Here is an 18,892-nt window from a genome sequence, read left to right on the forward strand (position 1 = left end):
TTAAGCAGCTGTTTCGACTTCGAAATTTGCAGCCCATTCATTTAAAATGTCTTGATAAGGCTTAATGAAGTTTTCTTCCGTCCATTTACCTTGTTTAACTGCAAGCTCACCACGTTCCACACGGTCATAGACCACACGTGTAAGTGAATAATCGCCATAGCTTAGACTTGGTTGATACACCACACCTGCAGGAGAGTTGGTGTTGTAAATTTCAGGACGATAGATCCGTTGGAAACTTTCCATGGTCGCAATAGCACTGATCAATTCAAAATCAGTATAATCACGGACTAAATCGCCAGCGAAATAGAATGCTAATGGTGCATTACCACCTTCTGGTTTAAAGTAGCGTACACGTAAACCCATTTTGGCAAAATATTCATCGGTACGTGAATATTCATCATTTTTGTATTCCACACCCAAAATAGGATGTACGTTGGCTGTACGGAAATACGTTTTAGAGGTTGAAACGCTTAAGCAAATGACAGGTTGTTTTTTAAATTCTGCTTTAAATACATCTGAATTGACTAAATGTTGATAAAGCTTGCCATGTAGATTGCCAAAATCTTCAGGTTTTTCACCTACACCACAACCCAATTGTGGCAATACCACACTGAAGTCGTAATCACGCACATAAGATGAGAAGCTATTGCCGATCATGCCTTCAATATGCTCACCTGTTTGATGGTCAATCACAACACTTTTAAGTGTTTCAATAAATGGGAAAGTTTGACCATTACCTTCAATATCAATTTCCGCAGAAATAATGTCAATCTCAAGTGAATAGCGATCACCTTTCGGGTTATCAACGGTTGCCAAGCTATTAAAACGGTTGTTGATCATCGCAAGGGTACGACGCAAGTTTTCTTCACGGCTTTCCCCACGTGCCAAATTGGCAAAATTTGTGGTTAAACGTGTGCTTTCTGCTGGCGTGTAGTTTTCATCAAAATGGATACGTTTAATTGAACACTCAAATGCTGTACTCATGGAGATTGCCACCTAAAAATTTTATAAAAAGCTAAATTTCTGAATGGCTGTATTTAAACGTGAATAAGAAAGTGAGTAAAACGATATAAATTCAGCTTAAGATGAGAAATACTCATCTTAATAAATTAAAGATTCTGAGGATTTTTAGTTATTCAGTAAGTTAAGCGGCTATCTAAAATCTTTATCTGAAATTGATAATGTTTTTTGCAACTCTACCAAAGATAATAAATCTCCAACTATCAAGTATGTGTAAATAACATAACGATCAGCTTCTTGCCTAGAAGTAATAATATCATGAGAACCTTTCTGAGCAGCTTTGAAAATAGCATCTAACCGCTCGCCCAAATATTTCATCTGTGAACCAACGATTTCCTCAAATCTTTTAGAGTCTGACTGCTCATCAACATATGCAATAATTCGATTTATATAATTATCCACACCTAATTTAATAATTTTAGTTTCACCATTGTCTAAATTAATAGTCTTATCCTCTCTAGCAGGATAAATCACATCAGCAGTATCTTGTAATATTCGCCTACAACTATGAACAGCATTTGACCAATCCTCTGAATTTTCGGACGTTAAATTCTCATAAACAGATGCAAATTTTTGTGCTGATAATGGTACTAAATCTCCAATTTTTCCGTCTACAAACTTTCTTGTTCTAGAAAAAATATCTGACGTAATTTTTGAATATTTTAGCTCATAATATTTATTAGACACGTATTCGCATACAAAAGCTTGTCGTTTAGTTAGAAATTGAGAGTTCGTGCTAATACCATCTCTTAAACTCTTTCTTTCTAAAAAATTACTAGTGCCACCTGATGAAACAAATTGATTCGGATTAGCTGAACTTATTGAAACATTAGGATCATGTGCAATTTTTAGACTATCCTTCATTGCTTCCAATTCAATCTCCATCGCTCCGATCGACCCTAACTTAGCTTTCTCTACGGTTTTTCCTTCTCCAGCTTTTTTACATAAGTCCCATATATCGGGTGTTAAACCATTTGGGCTTGAAGGATAACCACTACTTTCAAAGATAAAAATTCTTTGGTAATCGAATTCATTTAGCAATCTTGCCAATCTACTCGCCTTTAATGCGCAATTAGATAAAGAAGAGGTACTTAACTCAATATTACTAATAATTTCTTCACTTAATTTTAAAGCTTCATTCAATGACTCTTGATTAACTTGCAATGTTCTGCTTCCAAAGCATTATTGTAGTTATTCTCTTATATACTTTAGTTCTTATTAAATTTCAATTAGTGAATTTCTTTCATCTTAACCTTAGAAAATATCAGTATATCAAATCCTTACTATCTAATTAAATCGTTAAAATATAGGGTTTAGATTTAAACCCATATAACTATGTCAAACAAACTTGAACGTCAGAAATTGACTCTCCCAGCAGGTCACGACAAGCTTCTGCTTCACTCCTGCTGTGCACCATGCTCGGGTGAAGTGATGGAAACCCTAATTGAATCAGGCATCGACTTTTCGATCTTTTTTTATAATCCCAATATTCACCCTGTCAAGGAATATGAAATCCGTAAGGAAGAAAATATTCGCTTTGCAGAAAAACATAATATTCCTTTTATTGACTGTGATTACGATACAGACAATTGGTTTGCACGTGCCAAAGGCATGGAAAATGAGCCAGAGAAAGGTATTCGCTGTACCATGTGTTTTGATATGCGCTTTGAACGCACTGCCCTTTATGCAGCTGAAAATGGCTTCAGCCTAATTAGTAGCTCATTGGGTATCTCTCGTTGGAAAGATATGAAGCAGATCAATGATTGTGGGCATCGTTCTGCTTCACATTATGAAGGTATCACCTATTGGGACTACAACTGGCGTAAAAATGGTGGTGCTGTTCGTATGCTTGAAATCAGCAAGAAGGAAGAATTCTACCAACAAGAATATTGTGGCTGTGTATACTCCTTACGTGATACCAACCGTTGGCGTATGAGCCAAGGTCGTGATCGCATCAAATTGGGCGTGAAATTTTATTCGAATGCCATGGATGATGAAAGCTAAGCTTCAGTCGCCAGATACCAATTTTTCCAGGAACTGGTTCCACGGACTTCAATGGGTACAGTTGGAATCAGTTTTTCTTTTAGAACGTCAGTCTGTCCCACGGCTTTGGCAAGTCGGGCTTTCACAGAATGAATGCATTCACGATCTCCAAACTCACAGCGATCCAATGTCGTACCACCACAAGGACCATTCGCCAATCCTTTGGGACAAGTTTCAGGGCAAATATATAAAGTATCTCCTAACCTACATTGACCACAACTTTCACAACCCAAGATCCCTTGCTTAGAGATAAATTCAGTTTTTAACAATGCTTTTGCTGCAGGCGCATTTTCCCAGAATGAGGCTTTAAAAATAAAATGCCCCACACCTTTGGCAATTTTGGACTCAAATAGAGCCTTGTGCATGAAATGCAATTGCTGATATTTAATAAGCTGGCTAGAGGATAGTTGGCGGGAATAATAAGCTAATTCTGGCACGAGTTCATTTTTAGTCTTCACTTGCCACAGTGCATTCCAGAGTGCTTCGAGTTCCTGTAAACCATAATGTCGATATTGTTCAATATATTTTTCTAAAAGCTTTTGCTCTTCAGGCTTATGGCATGCTGAAAGATGCACACCTGCAAAACTCAAATATTTACACATCAATATTTGTATAGCACAACGTTTATAAGCATTCTCAGTTCGTCCATCCTGTTCTTCCTGAGCCAACACTCGTAACATGTGTGGTGTAATCACAATTCCTGCGACCTTATGTTTCACCATAAAATTGGCACGTGCCAAACTAAGTGGCATAACACAAGCAAGTATATTTTGTGGGTATCGATGACGATTTAAAAAAGCCTTGGCTTGTTTTAAAGCCTCCATATCGTAACCCAACTGGGTAACGATAAAGTCTGCTCCTGCTTTAATCTTTTTGTGAAGTTTTAAATATTGTGCATCACGTTCAGCTTCAGCATATTTAAAGGGATTAAAAGCTACACCAATGTGAAATCCACCATAACACTTTGCGGCCATGACCGCATTTACAGACTCTAAATATCGGGTGCGATTCGTTCCATCTTGACCATTTGTATGCCCTTTAACTTATCACCTGTGAGAAGCAGTAAATTTTTCTGTCCCGAAGCTTGAGTTGATTTTAAGAAGGTCTCAAAATCAGTAATATCCCGACCTTTCCCTGAATAATGGATGATTTTTTCCATTGATGAAGGAAATGTCTTCGCACATTCAAGTGGTGCCAAATCACTATCGGCATGCACTCGATCTGCCAAAGTGATCGCACATGGAAATTCTGCTAAAGACATTGGTACAGCAATGCCTTTAGCAGAACTTAAATATTCCAACAAAATACAAAACTGATTGTGCTTAAAATGGGAAGCAAGCTGTGACATAAAATAAAGTTCAAATAAAAATGATTGAAGCAGGTCGCTATTATATTCGACCTAACAGAATCAGCCCGATTAATCTTAATCAGGCTGATATAGAAAATTTTAGTCAACAATTATGCAATGAATCTATTCACTACATTCAATCAGGCAACTTTCTCATGAGATTCTCGCTCTAATGTGAAATGAAATGCCTATTCTTCAAGAATATTTTGATACGGCTTAATGAAGTTCTCTTCTGTCCATTTACCTTGCTTAAGATTCAATTGAACACGTTCAACACCGTCATAAATTTTACGAGTTAAGAGAAATCATCATTGTGAACAGACTATTTCTCTAAGTTGATTCATCACAACATGTAATTTATAGCCATAGAACCGGCCCATTGAGCTTTTACCACGAGATGCAATTTTAGATAATGATTTATGGCGGTGAATAGGTTTGTGCAACAAAGCCTATTCTAATTAAAACTTGGATTTCATAACCATTAATTTACAGTACAACTATCAATAAAATCGCCCCACCATTGCATCATTTCCATACGCTGATTAAAATATTCTGCATGATTATAACTTGCACGGGTTTTATTTTTATCAGTATGAGATAGCTGTGCTTCAATCCAATTTGATTGAAATAAACCGGATTCATTTAATATGGTACTAAATGTCGATCGTAACCCATGAGAAGTTAATTCATTTTTAGTATATCCCATTTTTCTGATAATCAAGTTCAGGGTATTAAAATGAATAGGTTTATTATTATTTCGGGGGCTAGAAAACACATATTTCTCGCCATGAGACCAAACGAGTGCTGATTTCACAACTTCAAGTGCTTGATCAGATAGTGGAACAAAAAAATCAGGGATATCATGACCTAAAATAACCTTTCTTCTATATTGTTTAATATGTAAGGCTGGTATTTTCCATATTTTTTTATCTAGATCGAAGTGATGTGGTTCACAAAGCAATAATTCTCCACCACGGACGCCTGTATATAATTTAAATAACAGGGCTTTTTTAATAATAGGATCTGTATTAATCTGATTTAATTTAGCTAAGAAATTAGATAGTTCATCTGAATTCAAATGAGGATAGTTTTTCTTAATCTTATTGTTGACTAATATTTTATGAAGTCCATGTGCAATATTATATTCACAATACCCCATCGCTACCGCATAATCATAAATCTGATTTAAATAACTATAGGCTTTCTTTACAGGTTCTTTTACATTTCTAGATTCTATCTTTTTAATAATCTTAACTAGATCATATCTTTTAATTTCAATAAATGGCATTAGTCCAATATTTGGATAAACATCCTGATCTAAACATTTTTTTGCGAGCTGAATTACACCGCATCGTGGTTCATCTTCAAAGGAATTTTTAATTTTAAATTCTAACCACTCTTCACAAATATCCTGAAAAGTTTTGATGTATTTTTTATGCAGTGGTTTATTTTCATAATTATTAAATTTATATTCATCCCGGACTGATCTGGCCTCTTTCAAGGACATTACAGGATATTCACCCAACTTCATGCGAGGACGTTTATTTGTCCCTGCAAGTGAATAGCGGTAACTCCAAGATTTACGTCCGTTTGGTTCTACCTTCAAACTTAAGCCGTCATCATCTGCCAGAAAATAGATTTTTTCCTTTGATTTAGCTTGACGTACCTTAATTTCAGTAAGACTCATGAATTTTTAACCTAACCACAAATGGCACTGCTCAATTGAATTATAGCAAATTTAAGCGATATTCATATGATGCGTATCATACGCATCACATATTTCTATAAGTAATTGTTAAATAAAATTTATATTTAGATTGGCTAGTCCTTAGTAACCAATTAATTAACCATTAATTTTGCAAGTCTTAAATTGGCATTTGAAGTGTAACCCCATGTTATGACTATTCACATTTCTGCTCTATGATTCATGGTTACTTATTAGTTATATTATTATGTCAGGAGCGATACAAGAATTAGGGTAACCTTATGGAAATAGCGAATACGAAATTACTAGCTGGCGCTTTGATAGCCCTAACTTTAACTATAGTTAGCCCTGTCGTACTTGCAAATGATAACAATGATATACGAAAGACTATTGTAGTTAAGTTTGCTAAAAAAGCTTACTCTGCAAATTATTACGGAAGGATAGATGGATACAAGTATGATTCCTACAAATTTTATGCTAAAAAAGGGCAAAAGTTAAAAGTGAAGTTGACTGGAGGAAATGTTGAAGCTTACTTATGGGGTAATCAATTAAAAGACTCCATCAATCTTGGAGAATATTCTCCAGAGCTTGATGATAAGGGTATTTATATTTTACCTGCTTCAGGTGAGTATGAAATTAGAGTATTACAACCTAGATCACAGGCAAGAAAAGATAAAAAACCTCAATACTGGATGAGTATTAACATTAAATAAAGACTTGCTAGATTTTTTTAAGCTTTTATACCAGGGTTCAAAAACTATTGCCAGTTAAACGGGGCGTGATTTTTACGTATATGTTTTTATATTAGTAAAAATGATATAGATACGTAATTCATAGAGATCGTTTCAATTTAGCAATCTCTAAATACATCTTGTAACTGGCATGTTGAATCCGTTCATTTGAGGGGGCGTATTGCTTCTGGACTTCATCTAAGAAAGGAGTTTCTTCACATAATTCAAAGTACCTTTCCATCGGTGTTTTACCTTGCAAAGCTGAATGTGGTCTCATCCAGTTACAGTAATGCTGCCATTCTGCCAGTTTGCTCTGAATTTCCTCTGAATCGATATCTACAGTAGCGTAGAACTCAGATTTATCAGTCTTTTGTGAGCGCTACCTTGCCATTCAGATGAGGTGAACCCGGTTTATTCGACCTAAATTTGATCCCATACTGCATCATTTTTTCTGTATTTTTTCAACAAAGAATTCTCGTTCACGATCGGTCTGTATTCGCTGTATGGGAAAAGGCATTTATTCAATTACACAGTTAAAAAGTCGAGTGTATTCGCAGCTGTTCGGCGTTTATATATCCTTAAAACGCGATATCGTGTGCAGTTGTCAACGGCATTCTAAAATTGACCCCTTTTACCTTACAAATGGCAAAGTAAAATTGACCCCTTTGATCTCGTATTAAGTTTCAACCTGGGGCTGAATCCCAATTCTTTTTTTATCCTTCAAACGATAACTCTCACCCGATATTTGTACCACATGACAGTGATGCAATAACCGATCTAACATCGCAGCGGTCAACGTGACATCATCTGCAAAGGATTTGGACCACTGGCTAAAGGGTAAGTTACTCGTCAATATCGTACTGCCTTTTTCATAACGCTTGGCAATCACGTTAAAGAACAGATTCGCTTCTTCACGTCCAAACGGTAAATAACCAATTTCATCGATAATCAGTAACTTTGGTCCCATTACCGCACGTTGCATATAGGTTTTCAGTTTACCTTGCTGATAGGCTGTACTCAGTTGCAGCATGAGATCGGCGGCGGTAATGAACTTGATCTTAATGTTGTTCATGATGGCCTTATAGCCTAATGCCATAGATAAGTGCGTTTTTCCTACTCCGCTAGCCCCCAGAAACACCACATTTTCTGCTCTAGCAATAAAGCTCAGATTGAACAGTTCAATCACCTGTGATTTAGGGGCCCCTAGGGCATAATTAAAATCATAGTCTTCCAGGGTTTTGACTTGAGGCAGGCCTGAGAGTTTCATCAGTACCTGCTGACTGCGCTGTTGCCTGGCAGCATATTCATGCGTCAAGATCGCTTCAACAAAGTCGGCATAACTTCCATCTTGACCTAATGTTTGTTGTGCATGATGTGACCATTGTGATGCGATGGCAGGCAGATTGAGCTTTTGGCAAAGCTGCTCTATACGGTCGTATTGCAGATTCATCAGGAAACTCCCAGCAACTGGTCATATACCGATAAGGGATGCTGCAAACTCTCGTAGGGCATGACATGCTGTGCTGCTGCAACAGGTACAGTGCTAGAACCTGTATCTGATTGCGGTAATGGCGTAAATTTTTGCTGCTCCTGTTGCAGTCGAACAGCCGGTTTTTCTTGCGTGGTGGCATGAATCCGCTGATTGGCGGTTTCATGCAGCCACCGGCCAATGTGGGCATTGGCGACATCAACATCTAACAGTAAACCCGAAGTCTTCAGGCTTGCTTTCAATGGCACAATAAAGCTTGATTTGAGGTATCCATTAAAGCGTTCAACTTTGCCTTTGGTCTGTGCACGGTAGGGCTTACATACGCGAGGACGAAAGCTGTATTTCTTGGCGCAGTCGAGCAGTTTGGGATTCCATTTATGCTGCCCCTCCTGATAGGCATCCCGTTCAATCATGATCGTTTTAGCGTTATCAAACAGGATTTCTTGAGGTACTCCTGCAAAAAACTGAAATGCATTTTCTAGACCATCGATCCATGCATCCGTACGTTCATGATCATAAAATTTCACGAAAGTCGCTCTGGAATACCCTAATGTTGCGACAAAAGCTTTTAAAGTCGTGCTGTTACGTCGAATCGTGGTGAAATCCACTTGCATTTGTTGGCCAGGTTGGGTTTCAAAACGAATGATCGGTTCCGGTTGAGCAACTGGTTTTAATGTTGCAAGATATTCCCTCAAGATCCTGATCTTTCCTGGATATCCCAACCCTAAAATTTCCTGGTAGAGCACAACAGCAGGAATCCATTCAGGATGAGCCGCGTTTACACGTTGGAGTAAATAGGGTTTATATGGGTCAAGGATACTTATTCTAGGCTGTATACGCTGATACTGAGGTGTGGTGTTTTGCCGTAAATATTTACGTACGGTATTTCTGGACACCCCCAGTTCACGACTAATGGCTTTAATAGATTTACCTTGTTGATGAAGTATTTGGATTGTCACTGCTTGCTCCAAAGTTAACATGTTGAGCAGTCCAAAATGACCGCTATATTAACCAAGGGGGTCAGTTTTTAAATGCCATTAGGGGGTCATTTTTACACTGCCGCTAACACAGTCATCGATAGATGTGTACTGATATATTCCAGGACCCAGTTTACAGGTATCCATTTGAATTCTATCGCCTGGTAATGAACGTTCATGACAAATGTAATCTATTTTACGACGGAATTTTTTAATCGGTTTGACTTAATGGGTGGATAGTACTTTATGGATAGTCGCCAAGGACAACGAGACTCCGTGCAGCTCATTAATTCTGTTTGCAAACGTCGAACACCCAGATTTCTAGCCGAGCGCATTTCCAATATTAAAGCTTCTAGCTCAGCATTGATTTTAGTATTTGGCGATTTTAAGGGACATTTACTATGACTACTTAATCCATCAATACCTTGTTCAGAATATCGTTTCCACCACTTGCGTAAAGTTGGTCTAGAAATGCCACATCTCCGACAAACCAGGCCAGCATTATTGGTCTCTTCAAATAATTTAACCCATACGAGTCTTTGTTGAATTTCTCTGTTCATAGACACCCATTATATTGAAGTGATGTCTATGAATCACACAGATTATCATAAGGCTTTTGAAACTGTCGCACCTCATGTTTGAATTCACCCATTAACAGAGTGCGAATTAGTCCTTGATCATGTTTGACCACATTTCAAGGAATAGTGTCCAACTTTCGGTATGCAGATTATGGTGTGGGGTTCTCTTAAAGTTTAAACCTTATTATTTTACTTCAGTAATGCTGATTGGCTGGTCTTTTACAAATTCAACAACCCCTTCACCACGTTTAAAGTGAATTGAAACTCCATTATTATTAGCTAAACGAATACCACTACCAGCAACTGTTTGCTTTAAACGATATACCATGCCTGAGTTATCAGTCATTAAAGCAGTTTCAAAGTTATCCGATGATTTCAGAAAAATTAATAAACCATTCGGACCAGAAAATTTAAGGACCTGCGTATCAGCTGAAGTATTGCTTGTAGCCTTATCTTGTAAAGTTTCAGTCTTTGGACTCGAAGTACACCCAGTCATTGCTAAAACTAACAAAGTTAAACTTAAAAAATATTTCATTTAACTACCTTTTTCATCTGTAAATCATAGGTGTATTTATACTAATTGTTATAATTTAACAATAAAACAAATATTACTTTTTTTTACATAAAAAAGCCATAAATCGCATTTTGAACCTTACCGGATTTATCGGAGATTTTTTTATTTAAGTTAGGCCACCTGACTTAACGGGTTAATCTTATCATAGTACATTGCTTCAAACTCAAAAGGCGATACATAACCCAGTGCACTGTGTACATGCTTTTTATTAAACCAATCTACCCAATTTAATGTCGCAAGTTGTACATCTGCTAAACTTTGCCAATCTGCTTTTAAATATTCAATCACCTCTGTTTTGTATAAGCCATTCACTGTTTCAGCCAAAGCATTATCGTATGAATCACCAGTTGTACCGACTGACGCTCGTAAATTTGCTGCTTCTAGACGATTGGTATAGCGAATGGAAAGATATTGCACACCTCTATCGGAATGATGAATTACATTCTTTGGCATACCTCGATCATGCAAAGCTTGTTCTAATGCATCAAGCACCATATCTGTATTCATACGTGTTGATACTTTCCATCCAACAATTGCTCGTGAAAACACATCAATAATAAAGGCGGTATAGACCCAGCCTGAATTTGTTTGAATATACGTAAAGTCACTCACCTGAGATACCGTCTTGGTAGTCAATCAATAATTGAACCGCTCTATCTCTGATTTCAGGGGTATATTTTACTTTTTTCATCGGAACACTACGCTTCGCTACGTCGTGCGAAGCAATGCTTCTCATCTCAGGAAAGTTGGTCTCCAACAAACCCGGTACGGTTCAGTAAATTAGATAGATTGGTTCAATATAAAGCATGTACATAGCTGCATTCGTTTATTTACCCTGTTTTGGATATTGACCCATGTAAATGATGAGATTAAGCCATTAAATAAAGTAGCCCAACTTGAATAAAAAGCCTCTGACAAACCTCACAGGGTTGAAGTGCTGCCTTTCATTCAAAATTTCAGGCAGCACATTTATACATTTAAGCGTCGGTTTAAGCTGGTAGTTTACTCGCCAAAACATCTACTTTTTCAATAGACGGTGGCTCTGAAAATAGCTCTTCGGCCTGAGCCATCAACGCAGCTGCAACCTTGCCAGATAAATGTGCTTGGCGACCCGCCTCATCAGGAAATGCATCAAAAATACCAAATGTTGTAGGTCCAAGACGTAAGCCAAACCACGCAACTGTCGCAGGTTCTTCCATTACAATAGGTAAACCGGCTTTAAGGAAAGCTTCCACTTCGTCTTCTTTACCCGGTTTAGCTTCAAGACGGACATATAAAGCTGTTTTAAGCATGACTAAAACTCCACAATTGATTAGAATTCAAACTGATTCTGTCATTGCTAATGTATGCATGTCAGAAAGTTTTGTTGTATAAAAGTTAAAAAACATCCCATAGCTGAGCCAAAATTTAGGTTTTTATTTCGACATAATGCTATGAATTTATTCAAGTTAATATCATTAACATTTGAATCAAAAAATCAAGATATGAGATGATTAAATTCAATCTTAGTTATATAAGGATCAATTGACTCTACCTTAGATTTATAAGCTGACCTCTTCATCTGGAAGTTATATTGCTCAAGAAGCATTCAAGAACAACATGCACATCTTCATATCTATGAAAGTTATTTAGCTAGGAATTTGCTGTGAAACTCTATATGTTTCTCTATAAAGCTCGCAATGAAGTAATAGCTATGGTCATACCCTTCTCTTAGGTTAAGTGTAAGAGGATATTCTTGTTCCAAACAAATATCACTAAGAAGCTTAGGTCTTAACTGTTCTTCAAGAAAATCATCAGCTGTTCCCTGATCGACTAAAATAGGTAAATGAACTTCATCGTTTTTGATTAATTCAATCGCATCATAGCTTTTCCATAAAGTTTCGGTTTCACCTAGGTATTGTGTAAAAGCCTTTTTCCCCCAAGGTACTTGGCTAGGTGCAACAATTGGTGCAAAAGCAGAAATACTTTTATACAGCTCAGGGTTTTTTAAACCAATTACTAATGCACCATGACCACCCATGCTATGCCACATAATGCTTTGGACTTGGTTGGTCGGAAAATTCAGGTCAATCAGATTTCTGAGCTCTTCCACAATATAATCATACATTTTGAAATGCTGTGACCAGGGTGCTTGTGTTGCATTCACATAGAATCCTGCGCCTTGGCCTAAATCATAATCTGCATGATCTGGTACATCCTCTCCACGTGGGCTGGTATCTGGTGCAACAATAATGACTTTATGTTCAGCCGCATACTTTTGTGCTCCGGCTTTAGTAATAAAGTTCTGTTCGTTGCAAGTCAGTCCTGATAACCAATATAAAACTGGCAACTTCTCATCTTTGTCATGAGGTGGCAGATATATTGAGAATTTCATTGAACAGTTTAATGCTATTGACTGATGGCGATACACTTCTTGCGATCCACCAAAAGAAGCATGTTTCTCAATTATTTCCATAATCAATTACCTATGTTGAGCAAGACTTCATGAGAAATCGAGTAAACAAAGAGTCTGACATTCTCCACAGAGAATACTGATAAAGATTTAAAATGTAGGCAGGTTTGTTGAACCTATACATGATGGATACATAGATAGATCTGTTTTACAGATGATGTGCCGTTTTAGAGGATTCCATGCATGTCAATCATGATTCACATGCATGGAAAAGTATAAGGTCTGACGGAATTATTCGTAATGAATTACAGTACGAATTGACTTACCTTCATGCATTAGATCAAAGGCTTCATTGATCTGATCCAAGCCCATGGTGTGTGTCACAAATGGTTCTAATTGAATTTTACCTTTCATGGCATCTTCAACCATTCCTGGAAGTTGCGTACGACCTTTTACCCCACCAAAGGCAGAACCTAACCATCTACGACCAGTAACCAGTTGGAATGGACGGGTAGAGATTTCTTGACCTGCGCCAGCTACACCAATAATTACGGATTGTCCCCAGCCACGGTGTGCACTTTCAAGGGCTGCACGCATCACATTCACGTTACCAATACACTCAAATGAATGATCTACACCCCAGCCAGTCATTTCGACAATTACTTGCTGGATTGGTTTATCATAATCTTTAGGGTTCAAGAAGTCCGTTGCACCAAACTCTTTTGCCAGCGCAAATTTATCTGGATTCATGTCAACCACAATAATACGCCCTGCTTTAGCTTGACGTGCGGCTTGTACGACTGCCAAACCAATACCACCTAAACCAAAGACCGCAACACTATCACCTTCTTGTACTTTAGCCGTGTTATGTACTGCACCGATACCCGTTGTTACCCCACAACCCAGTAAGCAGACATGTTCGTGATTGGCTTCAGGATTGATTTTAGCCAATGATACTTCTGCCACTACAGTGTATTCACTGAACGTTGAGCAGCCCATATAGTGGTAAATCGGTTGACCATTGTAGGAAAAACGAGTGGTACCATCTGGCATTACGCCTCTACCTTGAGTTTCGCGAACGGAAATACACAAGTTCGATTTTCCAGATTTACAGAATACGCACTCGCCACATTCAGCAGTGTAAAGTGGAATAACATGATCACCTGGTTTGACGCTAGTCACGCCTTCACCAACCTCAACTACAACACCAGCACCTTCATGCCCGAGAATAGCGGGAAAAACACCTTCAGGATCATCGCCAGATAAAGTAAATGCGTCTGTATGACACACACCGGTATGGGAGATCTTAATTAATACTTCACCTTTCTTCGGTGGTGCAACATCAACTTCAACAATTTGAAGAGGTTGACCAGGACCAAACGCAACGGCAGCACGTGACTTCATGGAATAATTCCTTATACAGATCTACTTTAAATATGATTTTAGAATCTTGGCGATTTCAGCCAATTCTTCTTTTCGTTGTTGTTCTGTGGTTTCACCTGATACTAATGTGTCCTTTAAATGAACCTCCAACATTTCATTCATTAAACCATTAATAGCACCACGCACTGAGCATATTTGTTGCAGAATTGCACCACATTCCACATTATCTTCTAACGCTTTTTCAATCGCTTGCGTCTGACCTTTGATCTTTCTGACGCGTAGAAGAATCTTTTTTTTGTCGTCAACCTGATTAGGCATCAGACCTCCTTATTTGCTAGCATTTATACTATAGTACCCCATAGTATAAAAAAAGCAATATTTTTTATAAATCGAAAATTAAAAAGATCTTTAGCGAAAATTTTCTATCCCTGTTTTTAGTTTTTTTAAATTAACATCATAGAGCTTATGCGAAAGTCACAAAAAAAATGGGACTTTTAGCTCCCATTTTTTATTTTGTCTCATGTTCTTTGTAATGCTGTGACCTTTTAGAATTATGTTTCAAATTTTAGCCACTTTGTAGATATTTTGAACGTTTCAAGCCTTGAAAATACTACCAACAGTTTAGGTTAAACTGCCTTTACAGACTGTACTAGAATATTTTTAGTGAGCGGATGAAATTTATTATTCATTATTTAGGAATTATTAAATCCTATAAATATCATTTATTGGATTAATTTACTTTGGTACTGTGCACATCATCCCCCAGTTAAAAATAAGGAACAATTATGAATAAGATGATGAATGCTCTTATCTTAGAAAATTTTGGTGATCATGAATTTACACGTGTAGAACTCCCTATACCTCAACCAGAGGCTGGGCAAGTTCTGGTACGTATTCATGCTAGTGGTGTAAACCCTATTGATTATAAAATTCGTCTTGGTGAAGCACCTTATGCTATGCCAGAGCTTCCTGCCGTGTTGGGAACAGATATGGCTGGGGTTGTAACTGCTGTTGGTGAAGGTGTCACCCACTTCAACGTTGGAGATGAAGTTTACGGTCTGATTGGTGGCGTTCGTGGTCTTCAAGGATCTTTAGCAGAATATGTTGTAGCAGATGCTGATCTGATCGCATTAAAGCCACGGAATATCTCTATGCGCGAGGCAGCAGTACTACCATTGACGTTCCTCACCGCTTGGGAAGGTTTAGTGGATAACGCGAAGGTCCAACCAGGGCAAACTGTACTGGTTCAGGGTGCTGCTGGTGGCGTTGGTTATATGGTTGTTCAGCTTGCAAAAGCACTTGATGCAAATGTTTGGGCGACTGGTCGTACAGCTGATCAATCACTGATTTCAGAACTCGGTGCAACACCTCTCGATTACACAACAGCATCTTCCGATGACATTATTGCTGCAAGCCCTGAGGGTCAAGGTTTTAACATTGTTTACGACACTGTGGGTGGTCCAGTACTCGAAGCTTCACTTTCCATGACAACTCACTATGGCCACATTACCAGCTGTGCTGCATTTGGTAATCATAATTTAGCGAGTTCATCTCTACGTTGTGCCACAGTGTCTGGCGTATTCGTCCTAATGCCGATGTTAACAGGCAATCGCCGTGCTCATCATGGTGATATCCTTAAGATCGCTACTCGTCTTGTTGAGGAAGGTAAACTGCGTCCTATTGTTGATCCTCGTCATTTTACTCTAGACCAAGCGATTGGGGCTCATGATGCTGTTCAAGATCGCTCTGCCAATATTAAGGTCGTGATTGATGTCATTTAACGCACTTCAGGCCAAGACTTGGCGCTTCAATAGTATTGGAGATACAGACGTTCTGACATTAGAAACACTTCCTGTTGCTTTACCAGCAGCAGGAGAAGTTCTAATCCAGATGAAAACGATCGGACTCAACCGGGCTGATGTAATGTTTCGGCGTGGTACTTATATTCAAAAGGCAGTATTCCCTTCTCGTCTGGGATATGAGGGAGCAGGCATAGTTCTTGCGATAGGTGAAGGTGTACGTCAATTTTCTCCAGGAGATGCAGTATCGATTCTTCCGACTGACAATCTAGCCAAATATGGGACATATGCGGACAAGATTCTGATTCCAGAAACTTTTTTAGTTCACAAACCCGATAGTTTAAGCTGGGAAGAAGCTTCTTCAATCTGGATGCAGTATTTAACGGCTTGGGGTGGTGTAATCCATGCTGGTGGAGTTTCGAAAGGAAAAACGATCTTGATCACAGCAGCTTCAAGTAGCGTAGGACTAGCTGCGATACAGATAGCTGAAGCAGCGGGTGCTAAGGTCATTGCAAGTACACAGACGATAGAGAAAAAGCAACGTTTACTGGATCTCGGTGTTAAAAATGTTATAGCCAATGAAGATGAACCAGATTTGTATGAGGCGCTTATTCTACGTTTGGGTGGAGAACATCTTGATGTCGCCTTCGATGCTGTAGGAGGGCCACATATTGAACAGATTGCAAAAGCGATGTCTGTGGGAGGAACTATGGTTATGCATGGTGCACTTAGCCCGGAGATCACACCATTTCCCCTTAAAGTTGCATTACGCAAGAGCTTAACCATGCGAGGTTTTTTGTTCCTTGAGGTTCTCCATAACCCTGTTCTAAGGGAGCAAGCCAGACGATTTATTCTTAGCAGTATAGGTGCAGGATATCTTCGTCCAGTGATCGACTGTTGCTTTAACTTTGAGGACATGCATGATGCTCAGCGCTATCTTGAATCAAATCAGCAAATAGGAAAAATTGTAGTTACTCTGAATACATGATGGTCTTATCTGATTTCTACTTTCTAGAAAAAAGGTTAGTTCCATCTGATTCAGGTTTCTACATGGCCCAGCACTTCCGCTAAGTAATCAAACAATGCTCGGATTCGCAAAGGTGTCGGGCCCCGCTGTGGACGATATAAATACAGGCGCCAAACGGGAGAGGTTTCCTCATGAAGTATCTGAATGAGCTTACCACTCCTAAGCCACGGCAAAACTAGAAATCCAGGCATGTGTCCGAATCCAACTCCAGCGAGAATAGCTTGAAATTCAGCTTCTAGATCATCTGTAATAAAACGGGGCTTTGATGGCGTAAAGCTTCGACTTTCAGTGAATGTCCATGGCCAGTAACGCCCTGTTTTATGATCGAATAGTGCTGTTAGAGGGTATTTATCTAAGTCAATAATTTTTTTGGGCATTCCAACCTTATCAATTAACTCTGGCGTACCCACAGAATAAAAGTTCACTTTAGCCAATTCCCTTGCCACATATCGATTGTCCGGCAAAAATCCAAATCTGATCCCGATATCTATTCGCTCATCGATCACATCCGAGTGTGAATCTGTTAGCACACAATCCACGACAATATCTGGATAACGTGTGGCAAATTCTGCTAGTGCAGGTACTACCAATTTACGCCCTAACACAGACGACACAGTAAGACGGACGGTCCCACGCATTTCATCTCGTTTTTCCTTGGTGTCTTTTACAAGCAGAGCATCAATGGATCCCACCGCAAAATGTGCTTGCTTTGCCAGACGCTCACCATCAGCGGTAATTTTAATTTGTCGAGTACTCCTGTAAAACAGAATCTCTCCGCGCTGCTCTTCTAGCTCTTTTATTGCCCGTGTCACTACCTGCGGGGAAATACCCAGCTGAGTTGCTGCCTCTTTAAAATTTCGAGACTCTGCTGCGACACAAAAGATACGCATCATTTCCAATTTGTTCTGCATGTCCAATCCTGTGTTATGGTAATTATTCCGTAAATAGGAATTCTGAAAGATAATATTATTCATTTATTATACCTAACAAGGCTGTAATACTTAATCCATCAAATATGATTGACAGATAAGTTGAAGGTTACTTGTATGAATAATATAGAAAATAAAGTTATTGTTATCACAGGTGCAAGTAGTGGTTTAGGTGAAGCTACTGCTCGCTTACTTGCTAAAAAAGGTGCAAAGGTTGTACTTGGTGCTAGACGTACTGAAAAATTACAGGCTATTGTTCACGACATTCGTGCTGAAGGTGGTCAAGCTGAATTTATTGGTATGGATATAACCAAACCACATGAAGTACAAGCACTTATTGAAAAGGCATTAAGCGCATTTGGTCAAATCGATGTATTGGTAAACAATGCTGGATTAATGTCTATTGCACCATTAAGTGAGCTAAAAGTTGATGAATGGGATCGTATGATCGACATTAATATTAAAGGTGTTCTTTATGGTATAGCAGCTACACTGCCTGTTTTCCAAAAACAAAACTTTGGACACTTTATTAATCTCGCATCTGTTGCAGGGTTAAAAGTATTTAGTCCAGGAGGTACTGTTTATAGCGGTACTAAGTTTGCTGTAAGAGCCATCTCTGAAGGCCTTCGTCATGAAGTTGGGGGAACAATTAGAACGACTACTATTGAGCCTGGTGCAATTGAGTCAGAACTAAAATTCGGTTCTTCTCATAAAGAAAGTTCAGAGTTTGTTACTGATTTCTACAAACAAGCTATACCAGCTGACTCAGTCGCTCGAGCAATTGCTTATGCAATTGAACAGCCTGCGGATGTAGATATTAATGAAATTGTTTTACGCCCAACGAGCCAAGAGTTTTAATAATTGAATAACAAAAAATGGGAGCACCTCGCTCCCATT

At 38.5% G+C, this 18,892-nt stretch carries 16 protein-coding genes and 6 pseudogenes; 5 read left to right on the plus strand and 17 right to left on the minus strand.

What is annotated here, in order from left to right; genetic code table 11:
- Complete coding sequence (locus G4D73_RS14695; RefSeq protein ID WP_213687785.1) at window positions 1–984, minus strand: putative oxygenase MesX; 984 nt, start codon at window positions 982–984, stop codon at window positions 1–3.
- A 168-nt stretch (window positions 985–1,152) separates the two neighbouring features.
- Window positions 1,153–2,184 carry a hypothetical protein gene (locus G4D73_RS14700; protein WP_171476945.1) on the minus strand — a complete coding sequence of 344 codons (1,032 nt, stop codon included), beginning with the start codon at window positions 2,182–2,184 and terminating at the stop codon, window positions 1,153–1,155.
- 171 nt (window positions 2,185–2,355) lie between these two features.
- Between G4D73_RS14700 and G4D73_RS14705 the strand changes: the two genes are divergently transcribed.
- Window positions 2,356–3,024 (plus strand): epoxyqueuosine reductase QueH, encoded by a 669-nt coding sequence (locus tag G4D73_RS14705; RefSeq protein ID WP_004647714.1) that lies wholly within the window; start codon window positions 2,356–2,358, stop codon window positions 3,022–3,024.
- Here G4D73_RS14705 and G4D73_RS14710 read toward each other — a convergent pair.
- The 4 genes and pseudogenes from G4D73_RS14710 to G4D73_RS14725 form a co-directional block, all read right to left on the minus strand.
- Window positions 3,021–4,411, minus strand: a pseudogene (locus tag G4D73_RS14710) (methylenetetrahydrofolate reductase C-terminal domain-containing protein). The gene G4D73_RS14705 and the pseudogene G4D73_RS14710 sit on opposite strands and share 4 nt — an antisense overlap.
- A gap of 188 nt (window positions 4,412–4,599) precedes the next feature.
- Window positions 4,600–4,716: pseudogene (locus G4D73_RS14715) on the minus strand (putative oxygenase MesX); the annotation flags it as partial.
- A gap of 9 nt (window positions 4,717–4,725) precedes the next feature.
- A pseudogene (locus G4D73_RS14720) lies at window positions 4,726–4,842 on the minus strand (transposase); the annotation flags it as partial.
- Between the two features lie 50 nt (window positions 4,843–4,892).
- Window positions 4,893–6,098: a tyrosine-type recombinase/integrase gene (locus G4D73_RS14725; protein WP_004281814.1), complete on the minus strand. Its 1,206-nt coding sequence runs from the start codon at window positions 6,096–6,098 to the stop codon at window positions 4,893–4,895.
- Between the two features lie 299 nt (window positions 6,099–6,397).
- Here G4D73_RS14725 and G4D73_RS14730 point away from each other — a divergent pair, with 299 nt between their 5' ends.
- Window positions 6,398–6,829 carry a PPC domain-containing protein gene (locus tag G4D73_RS14730; protein ID WP_180039075.1) on the plus strand — a complete coding sequence of 144 codons (432 nt, stop codon included), beginning with the start codon at window positions 6,398–6,400 and terminating at the stop codon, window positions 6,827–6,829.
- A gap of 118 nt (window positions 6,830–6,947) precedes the next feature.
- Here G4D73_RS14730 and G4D73_RS14735 read toward each other — a convergent pair.
- The 10 genes and pseudogenes from G4D73_RS14735 to G4D73_RS14780 form a co-directional block, all read right to left on the minus strand.
- Window positions 6,948–7,459: pseudogene (locus G4D73_RS14735) on the minus strand (integrase core domain-containing protein); the annotation flags it as partial.
- Window positions 7,460–7,523: 64 nt separating this feature from the next.
- Window positions 7,524–8,297 (minus strand): IS21-like element ISAba8 family helper ATPase IstB, encoded by a 774-nt coding sequence (gene istB, locus G4D73_RS14740; protein WP_019383645.1) that lies wholly within the window; start codon window positions 8,295–8,297, stop codon window positions 7,524–7,526.
- Window positions 8,297–9,316 (minus strand): IS21-like element ISAba8 family transposase, encoded by a 1,020-nt coding sequence (istA, locus tag G4D73_RS14745; protein ID WP_019383901.1) that lies wholly within the window; start codon window positions 9,314–9,316, stop codon window positions 8,297–8,299. Before istA ends, istB begins: the two co-directional genes overlap by 1 nt.
- A gap of 87 nt (window positions 9,317–9,403) precedes the next feature.
- Window positions 9,404–9,873, minus strand: a pseudogene (locus tag G4D73_RS14750) (helix-turn-helix domain-containing protein); the annotation flags it as partial.
- 202 nt (window positions 9,874–10,075) lie between these two features.
- Window positions 10,076–10,426, minus strand: coding sequence for a hypothetical protein (locus G4D73_RS14755; protein WP_004281821.1), 351 nt, complete (start codon window positions 10,424–10,426; stop codon window positions 10,076–10,078).
- Window positions 10,427–10,576: 150 nt separating this feature from the next.
- Window positions 10,577–11,077: pseudogene (locus G4D73_RS14760) on the minus strand (IS3 family transposase); the annotation flags it as partial.
- 377 nt (window positions 11,078–11,454) lie between these two features.
- Window positions 11,455–11,757, minus strand: a complete 303-nt coding sequence (locus G4D73_RS14765; protein ID WP_000920558.1) for a putative quinol monooxygenase — start codon at window positions 11,755–11,757, stop codon at window positions 11,455–11,457.
- Window positions 11,758–12,089: 332 nt separating this feature from the next.
- Complete coding sequence (gene fghA / locus G4D73_RS14770) at window positions 12,090–12,920, minus strand: S-formylglutathione hydrolase (protein ID WP_213687786.1); 831 nt, start codon at window positions 12,918–12,920, stop codon at window positions 12,090–12,092.
- A gap of 228 nt (window positions 12,921–13,148) precedes the next feature.
- Window positions 13,149–14,261: an S-(hydroxymethyl)glutathione dehydrogenase/class III alcohol dehydrogenase gene (locus G4D73_RS14775; protein WP_005105874.1), complete on the minus strand. Its 1,113-nt coding sequence runs from the start codon at window positions 14,259–14,261 to the stop codon at window positions 13,149–13,151.
- Between the two features lie 21 nt (window positions 14,262–14,282).
- Window positions 14,283–14,558 (minus strand): metal/formaldehyde-sensitive transcriptional repressor, encoded by a 276-nt coding sequence (locus tag G4D73_RS14780; protein ID WP_005105873.1) that lies wholly within the window; start codon window positions 14,556–14,558, stop codon window positions 14,283–14,285.
- 467 nt (window positions 14,559–15,025) lie between these two features.
- Between G4D73_RS14780 and G4D73_RS14785 the strand changes: the two genes are divergently transcribed.
- Both G4D73_RS14785 and G4D73_RS14790 read left to right on the plus strand, forming a co-directional pair.
- The gene (locus tag G4D73_RS14785) at window positions 15,026–16,021 is read left to right on the plus strand and encodes a zinc-dependent alcohol dehydrogenase family protein (RefSeq protein WP_213687787.1); all 996 of its coding nucleotides are present in this window, start codon (window positions 15,026–15,028) and stop codon (window positions 16,019–16,021) included.
- A complete protein-coding gene (locus tag G4D73_RS14790) occupies window positions 16,011–17,027 on the plus strand; it encodes a zinc-dependent alcohol dehydrogenase family protein (RefSeq protein WP_180087567.1) in 1,017 nt (338 codons plus the stop codon). The genes G4D73_RS14785 and G4D73_RS14790 overlap by 11 nt, the downstream gene beginning before the upstream one ends.
- Before the next feature lie 50 nt (window positions 17,028–17,077).
- On the opposite strand, the gene G4D73_RS14795 is transcribed toward G4D73_RS14790, so the two are convergent.
- Complete coding sequence (locus G4D73_RS14795) at window positions 17,078–17,977, minus strand: LysR family transcriptional regulator (protein ID WP_180181319.1); 900 nt, start codon at window positions 17,975–17,977, stop codon at window positions 17,078–17,080.
- 135 nt (window positions 17,978–18,112) lie between these two features.
- Between G4D73_RS14795 and G4D73_RS14800 the strand changes: the two genes are divergently transcribed.
- The gene (locus tag G4D73_RS14800) at window positions 18,113–18,853 is read left to right on the plus strand and encodes an SDR family oxidoreductase (RefSeq protein ID WP_001059480.1); all 741 of its coding nucleotides are present in this window, start codon (window positions 18,113–18,115) and stop codon (window positions 18,851–18,853) included.
- Window positions 18,854–18,892 lie beyond the last annotated feature (39 nt).

Source organism: Acinetobacter sp. WY4, assembly GCF_018438165.1.
Lineage (GTDB): Bacteria > Pseudomonadota > Gammaproteobacteria > Pseudomonadales > Moraxellaceae > Acinetobacter.

Coding starts and splice junctions, on each gene's coding strand:
- G4D73_RS14755 (WP_004281821.1), bottom strand. CDS start 10,426: ATGAAATATTTTTTAAGTTTAACTTTGTTAGTTTTAGCAATGACTGGG.
- fghA (WP_213687786.1), bottom strand. CDS start 12,920: ATGGAAATAATTGAGAAACATGCTTCTTTTGGTGGATCGCAAGAAGTG.
- G4D73_RS14725 (WP_004281814.1), bottom strand. CDS start 6,098: ATGAGTCTTACTGAAATTAAGGTACGTCAAGCTAAATCAAAGGAAAAA.
- G4D73_RS14800 (WP_001059480.1), top strand. CDS start 18,113: ATGAATAATATAGAAAATAAAGTTATTGTTATCACAGGTGCAAGTAGT.
- G4D73_RS14795 (WP_180181319.1), bottom strand. CDS start 17,977: ATGCAGAACAAATTGGAAATGATGCGTATCTTTTGTGTCGCAGCAGAG.
- istB (WP_019383645.1), bottom strand. CDS start 8,297: ATGAATCTGCAATACGACCGTATAGAGCAGCTTTGCCAAAAGCTCAAT.
- G4D73_RS14730 (WP_180039075.1), top strand. CDS start 6,398: ATGGAAATAGCGAATACGAAATTACTAGCTGGCGCTTTGATAGCCCTA.
- G4D73_RS14765 (WP_000920558.1), bottom strand. CDS start 11,757: ATGCTTAAAACAGCTTTATATGTCCGTCTTGAAGCTAAACCGGGTAAA.
- istA (WP_019383901.1), bottom strand. CDS start 9,316: ATGTTAACTTTGGAGCAAGCAGTGACAATCCAAATACTTCATCAACAA.
- G4D73_RS14785 (WP_213687787.1), top strand. CDS start 15,026: ATGAATAAGATGATGAATGCTCTTATCTTAGAAAATTTTGGTGATCAT.
- G4D73_RS14790 (WP_180087567.1), top strand. CDS start 16,011: ATGTCATTTAACGCACTTCAGGCCAAGACTTGGCGCTTCAATAGTATT.
- G4D73_RS14780 (WP_005105873.1), bottom strand. CDS start 14,558: ATGCCTAATCAGGTTGACGACAAAAAAAAGATTCTTCTACGCGTCAGA.
- G4D73_RS14775 (WP_005105874.1), bottom strand. CDS start 14,261: ATGAAGTCACGTGCTGCCGTTGCGTTTGGTCCTGGTCAACCTCTTCAA.
- G4D73_RS14695 (WP_213687785.1), bottom strand. CDS start 984: ATGAGTACAGCATTTGAGTGTTCAATTAAACGTATCCATTTTGATGAA.
- G4D73_RS14705 (WP_004647714.1), top strand. CDS start 2,356: ATGTCAAACAAACTTGAACGTCAGAAATTGACTCTCCCAGCAGGTCAC.